This window comes from Bradyrhizobium sp. PRIMUS42, from assembly GCF_023006515.1.
Classification (GTDB): Bacteria; Pseudomonadota; Alphaproteobacteria; order Rhizobiales; family Xanthobacteraceae; genus Bradyrhizobium.
Genome location: NZ_JALBGZ010000125.1, coordinates 1 through 11,656, shown reverse-complemented (window position 1 = coordinate 11,656; position 11,656 = coordinate 1). Strand labels below are relative to the sequence as shown.

Annotated in this window: 12 protein-coding genes and 2 pseudogenes; 9 read left to right on the top strand and 5 right to left on the bottom strand. The window is 63.5% G+C overall.

The window, feature by feature from the left end; translation table 11 throughout:
- The 5 genes from MOV75_RS12760 to MOV75_RS12740 all read left to right on the top strand — a co-directional run.
- Window positions 1–843 (top strand): 2-oxo acid dehydrogenase subunit E2 (locus MOV75_RS12760; RefSeq protein ID WP_247005848.1); only part of this gene is annotated, 843 nt, incomplete at its 5' end.
- Window positions 844–892: 49 nt separating this feature from the next.
- Window positions 893–1,099 carry a hypothetical protein gene (locus tag MOV75_RS12755; protein WP_246925358.1) on the top strand — a complete coding sequence of 69 codons (207 nt, stop codon included), beginning with the start codon at window positions 893–895 and terminating at the stop codon, window positions 1,097–1,099.
- A 17-nt stretch (window positions 1,100–1,116) separates the two neighbouring features.
- Window positions 1,117–2,538, top strand: a complete 1,422-nt coding sequence (gene lpdA, locus MOV75_RS12750) for a dihydrolipoyl dehydrogenase (protein WP_246925353.1) — start codon at window positions 1,117–1,119, stop codon at window positions 2,536–2,538.
- 181 nt (window positions 2,539–2,719) lie between these two features.
- Window positions 2,720–3,961, top strand: coding sequence for a threonine synthase (locus tag MOV75_RS12745; protein WP_246925351.1), 1,242 nt, complete (start codon window positions 2,720–2,722; stop codon window positions 3,959–3,961).
- An 81-nt stretch (window positions 3,962–4,042) separates the two neighbouring features.
- Complete coding sequence (locus MOV75_RS12740) at window positions 4,043–5,014, top strand: tripartite tricarboxylate transporter substrate binding protein BugD (protein WP_246925349.1); 972 nt, start codon at window positions 4,043–4,045, stop codon at window positions 5,012–5,014.
- Window positions 5,015–5,109: 95 nt separating this feature from the next.
- On the opposite strand, the gene MOV75_RS12735 is transcribed toward MOV75_RS12740, so the two are convergent.
- From MOV75_RS12735 to MOV75_RS12720, 4 genes are all read right to left on the bottom strand, one after another.
- On the bottom strand, window positions 5,110–5,496 hold the full coding sequence (locus tag MOV75_RS12735; protein WP_246925347.1) for a response regulator transcription factor: 387 nt from the start codon (window positions 5,494–5,496) through the stop codon (window positions 5,110–5,112).
- A gap of 95 nt (window positions 5,497–5,591) precedes the next feature.
- Entirely contained in the window at window positions 5,592–6,263 is a 672-nt protein-coding gene (locus tag MOV75_RS12730) for a response regulator transcription factor (RefSeq protein ID WP_246925355.1), read from the bottom strand.
- The gene (locus MOV75_RS12725; RefSeq protein ID WP_246925345.1) at window positions 6,257–8,242 is read right to left on the bottom strand and encodes a PAS domain S-box protein; all 1,986 of its coding nucleotides are present in this window, start codon (window positions 8,240–8,242) and stop codon (window positions 6,257–6,259) included. Before MOV75_RS12725 ends, MOV75_RS12730 begins: the two co-directional genes overlap by 7 nt.
- Window positions 8,243–9,052: 810 nt before the next feature.
- Window positions 9,053–9,277: a hypothetical protein gene (locus MOV75_RS12720; protein WP_246925343.1), complete on the bottom strand. Its 225-nt coding sequence runs from the start codon at window positions 9,275–9,277 to the stop codon at window positions 9,053–9,055.
- Window positions 9,278–9,432: 155 nt separating this feature from the next.
- On the opposite strand from MOV75_RS12720, the gene MOV75_RS12715 reads away from it, so the two are divergent.
- Entirely contained in the window at window positions 9,433–9,621 is a 189-nt protein-coding gene (locus MOV75_RS12715; protein WP_246925341.1) for a hypothetical protein, read from the top strand.
- Entirely contained in the window at window positions 9,618–9,977 is a 360-nt protein-coding gene (locus MOV75_RS12710; protein WP_246925338.1) for a hypothetical protein, read from the top strand. The genes MOV75_RS12715 and MOV75_RS12710 overlap by 4 nt, the downstream gene beginning before the upstream one ends.
- Window positions 9,978–10,052: 75 nt before the next feature.
- On the opposite strand, the pseudogene MOV75_RS12705 reads toward MOV75_RS12710, so the two are convergent.
- A pseudogene (locus tag MOV75_RS12705) lies at window positions 10,053–10,655 on the bottom strand (lytic transglycosylase domain-containing protein); the annotation flags it as partial.
- A gap of 220 nt (window positions 10,656–10,875) precedes the next feature.
- Here MOV75_RS12705 and MOV75_RS12700 point away from each other — a divergent pair.
- Both MOV75_RS12700 and MOV75_RS12695 read left to right on the top strand, forming a co-directional pair.
- The gene (locus MOV75_RS12700) at window positions 10,876–11,298 is read left to right on the top strand and encodes an MAPEG family protein (protein WP_246927354.1); all 423 of its coding nucleotides are present in this window, start codon (window positions 10,876–10,878) and stop codon (window positions 11,296–11,298) included.
- Between the two features lie 36 nt (window positions 11,299–11,334).
- A pseudogene (locus MOV75_RS12695) lies at window positions 11,335–11,656 on the top strand (MFS transporter); the annotation flags it as partial.

Here is an 11,656-nt window from a genome sequence, read left to right as displayed (position 1 = left end):
CACGGCCGCGTGGTCGCGCGCGACGTCGAGCAGGCCAAGTCGGGCAAGGGCCTCAAGGCTCCCGCTGCGGCGCCGTCAGGTGCGCCTTCGATCGCACCGACCATGTCGGACAAGCAGATCCTGTCGCTGTTCGAGCCGGGCTCCTACGACATCGTCCCGCATGACGGCATGCGCCGCACCATCGCGCAGCGTCTGACCGCGTCGATCCAGAACGTCCCGCACTTCTACCTCACCATCGACTGCGACATAGGCAAGCTGCTCGCGGCCCGCGAGGAGATCAATGCGGCTGCTCCCAAGGACAAGGAGAAGAAGCCGCTCTACAAGATCTCGGTCAACGACTTCGTCATCAAGGCGATGGCGGTGGCGCTGCAGAGGATTCCGAACTGCAACGTCAGCTGGACCGAGAGCGGCATGGTCAAGCATCACCATTCCGACGTCGGCGTCGCCGTGGCGATGCCCGGCGGCCTGATCACGCCGATCATCCGCAAGGCCGAGACCAAGACGCTCTCCACCATCTCCAACGAGATGAAGGATTTTGCCGCGCGCGCCCGTTCCCGCAAATTGAAGCCCGAAGAGTACCAGGGCGGCACGACGGCTGTCTCCAACCTCGGCATGTTCGGCATCAGCCACTTCACCGCCGTGATCAACCCGCCGCATGCGACCATCCTCGCGGTCGGCACCAGCGAGGAGCGGCCTGTGGTGCGCGGCGGCAAGATCGAGATCGCGAACATGATGAGCGTGACCTTGTCCTGCGATCACCGCGCCATCGACGGCGCGCTCGGCGCCGAGCTGATCGGCGCCTTCAAGCAGCTGATCGAAAACCCCGTCATGATGATGGTCTGAGGCGGCGGCAGAGGGGGCAACCTTGCATGTCCATACCCGCTGGCCATGGATATCGTTGCTGCTCGGCGCCGTCGTCGCGCTCAACCCGATTGGGTTCGATTTTCTTCATTCTGCGTTCTTTGCCGGCGAGCAACTGGCACGGAACATCGCTCAGCCCATCGTGCTCACCGCGCTGGCCGTCATAGTCCTGGCGGTGGTGCTCGAGTGGCTGGTGAGGTCTTTTCTGGTCAAGCGCCGCGCTCGCGGCGCCTCTTGAGTTGAACGGGAGCCGCCATGGCCGATACATCCTTCGACGTCATCATCATTGGCTCCGGTCCCGGCGGCTATGTCACCGCGATCCGCGCCGCCCAGCTCGGCTTCAAGGTCGCGATCGTCGAAAAATCCTATCTCGGCGGCATCTGCCTGAATTGGGGCTGCATCCCGACCAAGGCGCTACTGCGCTCGGCCGAGATCTACCATTACATGCAGCACGCCAAGGATTACGGCCTGTCGGCGGAGAAGGTCTCGTTCGACCCGAAGGCGGTGGTGCAGCGTTCGCGCGGGGTCTCCAAGCGCCTCAACGACGGCGTCGGCTTCCTGATGAAGAAGAACAAGGTCAGCGTGATCTGGGGCGCGGCCTCGATCGACGCGCCCGGCAAGGTCACCGTGAAGAAGTCCGACGTCGAAGCGCCGAAGGGCACGCTGGGCGAGGGGACTTACCAGGCCAAGCACATCATTGTCGCGACCGGCGCACGGCCGCGCGTGCTGCCGGGGCTCGAGCCTGACAAGAAGCTTGTCTGGACCTATTTCGAGGCGATGGTGCCGGAGCGGATGCCGAAGTCGCTGCTTGTGGTCGGCTCCGGCGCGATCGGCATCGAGTTCGCCTCCTTCTTCCACACTATGGGCTCTGACGTCACCGTGGTCGAGGTGCTGCCGCAGATCCTGCCCGTCGAGGACGCCGAGATCGCGGGCCTTGCGCGCAAGCGCCTGGAGAAGCTGGGCATCAAGATCATGTCCTCGACCAAGGTCACGAAGCTGGAGAAGAAGGCCGACAGCGTCATTGCCACCATCGACGACGGCAAGGGCAAGCCGGTCACCACCGAGTTCGAGCGCGTGATCTCGGCGGTCGGCGTCGTCGGCAACATCGAGAATCTCGGCCTCGAAAAGCTCGGGGTCAAAACCGACCGCGGCTGCATCGTGATCGATGGCTACGGCAAGACCAACGTTCCCGGCATCTACGCCATCGGCGACGTCGCCGGTCCTCCGATGCTCGCCCACAAGGCCGAGCATGAAGGCGTGATCTGCGTCGAGGCGATCAAGGGCCTGCATCCGCACCCCATGGACAAGAACATGATCCCGGGCTGCACTTATTGCCATCCGCAGGTCGCCTCGGTCGGCCTCACCGAAGCCAAGGCCAAGGAGAACGGCCGCGAGATCCGCGTCGGCCGCTTCCCCTTCGTCGGCAACGGCAAGGCGATCGCGCTCGGCGAGGACCAGGGCCTGGTCAAGGTGATCTTCGACAAGAAGACCGGCCAGCTGCTCGGCGCCCACATGGTCGGTGCTGAGGTCACCGAGCTGATCCAGGGCTATGTCGTCGCCATGAATCTGGAGACCACGGAAGAAGAGCTGATGCACACGGTGTTCCCGCATCCGACGCTGTCGGAGATGATGAAGGAAGCCGTGCTGGATGCTTATGGAAGGGTGTTGAACATTTGACGGACGCGCCGGCGGGCTGCGGGACCCGTCATCCTGAGGTGCTCGCGCAGCGAGCCTCGAAGGATGGACGGCCGAGCTGCAGCAGCCGGGCCTGTCGCCCTTCGAGGCCTCCGCTTCGCTCCGGCGCCTCAGGGGGACGGGTCTGATAACGAACTACCAGAACAAGAATAGGGAAGAACCCATGCACGACAACGACAACCTCACCATCGAACGTCCGACTTTCGTCACCCATCTCGAATGCGCGATGGAGGGCGATCATTACGCGGCCGATCAGGTCCATAACCTCTCCAAGGCCGGCAAGCCGCTTCTCGTTCGCTACGACCTCGCCGGTGTGAAGAAGGCGCTGACCAAGGACGCGCTTAGCCAGCGTCCCGGCGACATGTGGCGCTACCGCGAGCTGCTGCCGGTGCGCAAATGCAAGGACATCGTCTCGCTTGGCGAAGTCACGACGCCGCTGATCCGGCTACCGAAGCTCGGCACCAAGCTCGGTGGCGGCGAGATCATCGTCAAGGACGAGGGACGGCTGCCGACCGGCTCGTTCAAGGCGCGCGGCCTGGTGATGGCGGTGTCGATGGGCAAGGCGCTCGGCATCAAGCACATGGCGATGCCGACCAATGGCAATGCCGGCGCGGCGCTTGCCGCCTACGCGACCTCCTGCGGCATCAAGACCACGATCTTCTGCCCGGCCGATACGCCCGAGGTGAACGTCAGCGAGATCGAGCTCCAGGGCGCGACCGTCTACCGCGTCAACGGCTATATCGACGATTGCGGCAAGATCGTCGGGGAGGGCAAGGCGAAAGTCGGCTGGTTCGACACCTCGACCTTGAAGGAGCCGTACCGCATCGAGGGCAAGAAGACGATGGGCCTCGAGCTCGCCGAACAGCTCGGCTGGGACGTGCCCGACGTGATCTTCTATCCGACCGGCGGCGGCACCGGCCTGATCGGCATGTGGAAGGCTTTCGACGAGCTCGAGAAGATCGGCTTCATCGGAAGCAAGCGCCCGCGCATGGTCGCGGTGCAGGCCTCCGGTTGCGCGCCGATGGTGCGGGCCTATGACGCCAGCACCGAGCACGCGACGCGCTGGGAGGACGCCCACACCATCGCGTCGGGCATCCGCGTGCCGCAGGCGATCGGCGATTTCTTGATCCTGCGCGCGGTGCGCGAGAGCAAGGGATTTGCCATCGCGGTCGACGACGACAAGATCTCGTCGGCGCTCAACGAGGTTGCACGCGAGGAGGGGCTGTTGCTGTGCCCCGAAGGCGCCGCCACCTATGCCGCCTACAAGGACAGCCTCGCCGACGGTCGCGTCTCGAAGGGTGACCGCGTCATGCTGTTCAACTGCGCCACCGGCTTGAAGTATCCGCTGCCACCGGTCACCCGCACGCTCGACCGCCACAAGCCGATCGATTATTCGCAGTTCTAGCGCGGCAATGCGCCACGAATGATCCCTCTTCCCGTACACGGGAAGAGCAAAAATAATATCGACATCGCTGGGGAGAAGACAATGACGAAGGCCGTCTGGGCTGCGCTGTTTGCTATTCTCGCTGTTTCAGGCGCCGCGCGCGCCGATGATTATCCCTCCCATCCCATCACCATCATCGTGCCTTTCTCGGCCGGCGGCCCGTCGGATGCGATGGCGCGTGTGCTCGCCGAGCGGATGCGCACCTCGCTTGGTCAGGCCGTCGTGGTCGAGAACGTCACCGGCGCGGGCGGCTCGATCGGCGTCGGCCGCGCCGTGCAATCGCCGCCGGACGGCTACACCATCTCCTTCGGCCATCTCGGCACCCACGTCGCCAATGGTGCCGTCTACAAGCTCAAATACGACCTCGTCGCCGATCTCGAGCCGGTGGTGCTGCTGCCGAGCAACCCGATGATCATCGTCAGCAAGAACGCGGTGCCGGCGACCTCGTTGAAAGAACTTCTGGAATGGCTGAAGTCGCGCACCTCACCGCCGACAGCGGGCACTGCCGGCGCGGGCTCCGGCAGCCACATCGCCGGCGTCTATTTCGAAAGCGTCTCCGGCATCAAGCTGCAATACGTGCCGTATCGCGGCACCGCGCCCGCGCTGAACGATCTCATCGCCGGTCAGATCGACATCATCGTCGACCAGACCTCCAACTCCATCGGCCAGGTCCGTGCCAGCACCATCCGCGCTTACGCCATCACCGATAGCAAGCGCCTGTCCTCGGCACCGGAGATCCCGACCGCCGAGGAGGCAGGCCTGAAGGGCTTCAACATGACGCTGTGGTCGGGCCTATGGGTGCCGAAGGGCACGCCGAAGGAGATCGTTGCCAAGCTCAATGCTGCGGCGGTGGAGGCGCTGAACGATCCTGCGGTGAAGAAGCAACTCGAAAACCAGGGGCTGGAGATGACACCGAAGGACCAGCTTACACCCGAAGCGCTCGGCACCCGGCAGAAGGCCGAGATCGCAAAATGGTGGCCGATGATCAAGGCGGCGAACATCAAGGTGGATTGAGGCGGACAGCGCGTGCGGCCGTCTCGTGGGAGGCATCGCGAGAAGCGGGATTGATTTTGGCCGTTGTCACCGTCGCGGTTGCCCGACCGTCGCAATCACTCCATGGCTTCGTCACCTGCTGCCAGCGCCTGGTCCAGGCATTGCATCAGATCCGAGGTGGCGAACGGCTTACCGAGGAAACAGATCGCCCCGGCTTTGAGTGCACGCACACGCACGCTCTCCTCCGGGAAAGCTGTGATGAAGATGAACGGCGTAGCTGAACCGTGCGCGCGCATCTGCGTCAGCAGATCGATTCCGGTCATCAACGGCATCTGGACGTCGGCGATCACGCACGAGGTGTTGTTCGAATCGGTCGACCTCAAGAACTCCTCGGCGGAGGCGAATGTGTGGACGGTGTATCCGCGCGATTCCAAGAGGTTGTTGACCGCGGCCCGCACGAAAGGGTCGTCGTCAAGTACCGAAATGACCGAAGCCGCTGACAAGACGTCCGCTCCTCGCCCCGGATTGAGCTTGCCGTCGCGACGGCCACACCTAAACACGCAAGGTGGACCTGCCAGTCATCATTGGAAACTCATACTTAGGTTTGTACGTCGGACTTGCTGGGCCGAATCCCGAGCGCCTCACTCATTCTCACCAGATCGGCCAGCGACTTCGCGCCCATTTTCCGCATGATCTGGCCGCGATAGATTTTGACGGTGATTTCCGCCAATCCGAGCTTGGCGGCCACTTGCTTGTTCATCAGGCCGGACGTCACCAATGACAATACGTCTCGCTCCCGCGAGGACAGGGTGTCGAAGCGTGATTTGACGGTCGAGACCGTCCTGTTGAGGTCGCGGCGCTCGCGGTCCCGCTCGATCGCAGCCTGGACTGCGTCCAGGATGTCCTGGTCGCGAACCGGCTTTGTCAGGAAGTCGATCGCGCCGCTTTTCATGGCCCGAACGGTCATGGGAATATCGCCATGACCGGTAATGAAGATGATCGGCGTGTGGATATTTGCCTTGGCGAGGTCGGTCTGCAGGTCGAGGCCGCTCGCGCCGGGCAGGCGGATGTCGAGCACGAGGCAACTGGGGACTTCCGGCGGCTTGGCCTGGAGCAGTTGCTGTGCCGAGCCGAATGCTTCGACCTTGAGGCCGACCGACTCGAACAGATTGGCGAGCGCACGGCGCATGGACGCGTCGTCGTCGACGATGAAGACGATTGGCTGTTCGCTTTCCTCCTGCTGCGGCGAAGGCGCACGCTCGGTCACGATGTTTCCTCTCGATGGAGGGGCAGGGTGATTTGGAAAGTTGCGCCGTGGTGCTGGTTCGGTGCGGCGGAAAGTCGTCCGCCATGGGCCTCGATGATGGAGCGGCAGATCGACAGCCCCATGCCCATGCCGGAAGCCTTCGTGGTAAAGAAGGGCATGAACAAGCGCTCTCTCGCCTGTTCACTGATGCCGACGCCGCAGTCGGAAACGCTCACCAGCACCGCGCCATCGTCGCCCGCTGCTGAACGGATCGCAAGCTCGCGCGGACGATCACGGACGCCTTCCATCGCCTCTATCCCATTCATGATCAGGTTGATCAGGACCTGTTGCAATTGGATTCGATCGCCAAAGACCCTGGGCAGTGCCGACCACAGCTCCATCCGTACCGACACGGCGTGGCTGGCCATCTCGCGTTGAACGAGCGCGACGGCCTCGCGCACGACCATGTTGGGGTCGAGCGGAACCATCTCGATGTCGGACCGCTTGGCGAGTGCCCGAACGTGACGGATCACGTCACTGGCACGCTTGCCATCCTCGATGATCCACTCCACGGAGCGGCGGGCCGCGTTGAGATCGGGCGGGTTGCGCTGGAGCCAGGCGATGCAGGCGTCGGCATTTGCGATGACGGCGGCGAGGGGCTGGTTGATTTCGTGGGCGATGGAAGCCGTCAGCTCGCCCAGTGTCGTGACCCGCGTCACATGGGCGAGCTCGGCTTGGGCCTTGCGCAGCGCGTCTTCGGCCTGATCGGCCCGGATAGCCGCAGTTACGTCGGTGCAAACGCCACGATAGCCCAGAAAAACGCCGTCGGCGTCGAAGAACGGCTTGCCGCTGGTCCGAACGTAGATCGTCTGCCGGTTGCGGTCTTTGCTGCGATACACTAGGTCGCGGAACGGAACATGGGCGTCGAGCGCTGCCCGATGTTGTCGCCATTTTTCGGGTTCTAGATCTGAGTCCGGAGCGATGTCCCAACGCGTCAGTCCGATCAGGCCGGCCGGCGCGGTGACGGTATCGGAATGTTCGGATATCTGGGTCACGCGGTGGTCTGGCCCCGTCTCCCAGAACCAGTCAGACGCGGTCTCGGCATAGTCGCGAAAACGCTGCTCGCTATCACGAAGCCTGCGCTCTGCCTGCTTGGTGGCCGTGATGTCGGTCACTGATCCGACGAACTCCACGTGACCGCTGGGATCCCGCATCGCCCGGGCGACCGCTCTCACGTGCTTGATGGAACCGCCGGGCATCACGAGCCGGTATTCGTGGTCGTAATCTCTTCCCTCTCGGGCCGCCCGCCCCGTGGTCTTCTGCACCGCGAGCCGGTCCTCCGGATGGATCCGCTGGAGCATGAACGGGATCTCTGGCGTGGTCCCCTCATCGCATTGGAAGATGCGATAGGTTTCCTTGGACCAGGTGATCTCGCCGGTTGCTGACTTCCAGCCGAAACTGCCGGTGTGGCTCAATTCCTGCGCCTGGGCGAGATAAGCCTCGCTCTGTCGCAGCGCATTCTCCGCTTCCTTGCGCTCGGTGATGTTCTCGCAGGCGACCAGCACGATCGGCCCGCCATCGGCCCGCAGCATGGTCTTGGCATTCTCGCGCACCCACAGCACGGAGCCGTCCTTGCGCACCTTCCGGATCTCCCAGGTGTGGGACTGATCGACTGTCTCAAGGCACAGCGCGACACACGCGCGGACGAAGTCGCGATCCTCCTCGAAAAAGACATCGAGCACCGATCGGCCGATCAACTCCGCGGCCGTATAGCCCAGTTGCCCGGCGCCGAACGTGTTCACGTTGATCACGGTTCCAGCCGGATCGACCATGAAATACATGACGGGGTTGTGCTCGAAGACTTGCTGCCACTGCTTGACCGCTTCCAGCAAACCGGCGTCATCGGGCCGAATGCGCGGCTTGGCGGTAACAGCTTGCCTGATCCGGCCGGCGAGGGATTGCGCGGCAGACTTCCCGAACGTGACGGCCCGGACAGGCTTCATCGCAGACGCTCCCGGCGCTCTCTGCGTGAAGACAAGTAGAGCACGTTGACGCCACAGGAGCAATTCCGGCCAAAGTCGGATGGACGTCACGACGTCGCCTTCGAATGACGGCTCGGCCCCGTCCACTGCGGCGCATCAAGCACGCCATGCCGGCATGGTTTTCACGGTGACCGTGCAATCGAAGCGTCGTGCGCCGTCTCGTTGAACGTGAGCGAGCGCGGGAGCCCCGGGCTGCTACGGACAAACCTAGGTATAGCTCCCCCATTCCTAGTCATGTCGACCATTTACCTCCGTACAATTGGGCGCTTCGTGCCGGTGAACTAACCTCATGACCAATCGGGAGCGTCGACCAGCCAATCGGCAAGCGTACGGGAACCGGGTCTGATGTTTGCGGCCGAGCGGCCTGATCGACAGGCGGCGATCAAGGACAGGCCGCTGCAATTCCCGAGACGGAGCCGCGATCGCGGCAATTCACGATCCGTATGAGGTCCAAGGGAACGAACTGGCAAACGCGCAAGCAACAGAGGGAGACAACAATGTGCGATACATCGCTACTTCCTGAGCGTCGCCTATCCGAGTCCGAACGCTGCGCTTCAAATAACGGCTGTGCGGTGTGTAGCAGCAAGTTTGGTCTGATCCGTTACTATTCGTGGCGCACTGCGCTCTGCTCCAAGAAGTGCGTCGACCGCTTCCGCACACGCCGCGAACGCGACCGCCGGTGGTTGTTCCAGGCCAAGGCCGCATGAGGCTGAATTGGAGAGCTGACATCGTTCGGTAGGTCGGATCCGGGAGCCCATTGTGTTGAACCGCTCATGCAAGCTCTTGTGCTGGTTGGTTCTCCTCGGCTCCGCGGCGACCGTCCAGGCGCAGGAGACGGGACATGGTGCCGTTCATCGCCAGCACCCACCCCAGGACAAGGGGCTGCACGAAAAATTCTATTCGAGCTGGCACATGCCCGACAATCCGAGCCTCAGCTGCTGCAACAGCGCTGACTGCTATCCAACCGACATCAAGTACATCGATGGCCAGATCCATGCACGGCGCAGGGAGGACGGCAGATACATTCTGATCCCACCGCAAAAAGTGGAGCGAAACAGGGATAATCCCGACGGCCGAAACCATCTTTGCGCTCCGCCACCCGCACTATCTCCGTTGGACAGCGTTTACTGCTTCGCTTTGGGAGGTGCCACATGAGATTCACGTTCGTGCTGGTGAACGACCGGACCCCGTTCCGGCAGACCTGGTGCTTGCAGTGCTGCGAGCCGATCGGCGGCAGCTATCTCCGTGAGATCGCCACCCGTCTGCCGTACTGCGACTATCAGTGCTACGCGCTGTTCTGCGAGGCGCTCGCGGAAGATCGCGTGAGGGCGGCTTCATGAAATTCGTGGTGGTCAATCACGAGCCTCCATCGCACGCCGCCACGTGCAGCACATGCTCGCGGTCACTCGGCTCCGGCTATGTCCGGCACGTGCGGACACAGCGCCGCTACTGTGACCACGATTGCTACCGGCGCGGCGAACTCGTGACGCTGTTCATGCAATGGTCGACGCCTGGGCGCACAGGATGGGCCCCCCACGTCGAGCTCGCCGCTGGCAACATGATCGAGATGGTGGCGGTTTTCAGTGCCGTCTCGTGCTGGAGCTGGACGATACACGCCTGGACCTTCGCAAGAGCCTTGACCGGCGCATACTTGGACGGTCGCGATCTGATCACGATGGAAGGAGGTGACACCTAGCTGCGCGACTGCACTCGCGTGGTAGCCGCAGCAACGTAACCTTGCAGGCGCCGCGTCCAGCCTCGGCGGCGCCGACTAGGGAGCGGGTGCTGCGGCCGCCACGGGTGCCGTTGCGCCGACCCCTTGCGTCACCACGCGCTGATCGCTTTTCCCCGCGATCATGCCGCTATCCTCGAACCTTGCGCGATAGACGAGGACATTCTCGATCACCCGCTGGACATAGTTGCGCGTCTCCGACAGCGGGATGCGCTCGACCCAGTCGACCGGATCGACCTTGGGATCCCTGGGATCGCCGCGCGCCTGCACCCATTCGCGCACCCGGCCGCGGCCGGCATTGTAGCCGGCGAAGGTCATGATCTGGTTGCCGCGATATTCCGACAGAAGCGCGCTGAGCTCGGCCGCGCCCATTTGCGTGTTGTAGACGGGATCGGAGACCATCTTGTCCCAATCGTAAGTCAGGCCGAAGCGCTTGGCGGTATCGCGGCCGGCTTCAGGCGTCACCTGCATCAGCCCGACCGCATTGGCGGGTGACTTGTCGCGCTGGTCGAACGAGCTTTCGGTGCGCGCCACCGAATAGATCACGCTGGTCTCGATCGCGGGTGCGACCTGCTGGTGCTCGGGGATGCCGATGGTGGGAAAAGCGTAATGGTCGAGGGCGAGCCCGCGCGCCAGCGCCGACATCAGGATGCCAAGCCGGCCGTCGGCGGATTCGGTCCAGAGGCTGGTCAGGGTGGTCATGGCGCCATCTCGCCTGGGGACCCCGAAAGGGGCCGAAATCGCTTTAATGATCGGTGGTTGGTCGCAAGACCGGGAAGGCCGGTTCAACTGGTTGATTGTCAGGACGAGGAGCGGCGGCTAATGGACGGTCCGGCGGCCTCCGCCGGATGGGAAAGCTCAGATGTCCGTTCAAATGGTCTTGCTGCCGGTCTTCGTCCAGATCGGGCTCACCTTCGCGCTTCTGATCGGCATGGTCTTCGCGCGCCGCAAGACGCTGGTCGCGGGCGAGACGAACATTCGCGACATTGCGCTCGGCGAGCCGAACTGGCCCAAGGGCGCCACACAAATCGCCAATTGCTACCGCAACCAGTTCGAGCTGCCGGTGCTGTTCTACGTCCTGATCGCGCTGGCCTTGCCGCTGCGCCGCGCCGATCTCTTCATCGTGCTGATGTCCTGGGTGTTCGTGGTGACGCGCTTTGCCCATGCCGGGGTCTTCGTCTCCTCGAACGATCTCGGCCGGCGCTCCACGGTCTGGCTCGCCGGCGTGCTCGTGCTGCTGGCGATGTGGATCTACTTCGCCCTGAAGCTCTTGTTGCTGATCTAGGCGCTTGCCCGCCAATGCTGATCTGAAAGATTGAGAATGACCCCCGCTGCCCGGCTGTCCGCAGCCATCGAGCTCATCGACACCATCGAGAAGGACCGCGTGCCCGCGGCCAAGGCGCTGAAGGAGTGGGGTACCGCGCACCGCTTTGCCGGTTCCGGTGACCGCGCCGCCATCGCCGGCCTCGTCTGGGACGTGCTGCGCCGCTACGCCTCGAGCGCGTTCCTGATGGATTCCGACACCGCGCGTGCCAGGCTGATCGGCATGCTCCGGCTCGAGCGCAACATGGACGCGGCGACGATGGGCGCGTTGTTCGACGGCAGCCGCTTTGCGCCGGCGCCGCTGACGGAGGCCGAGGAGG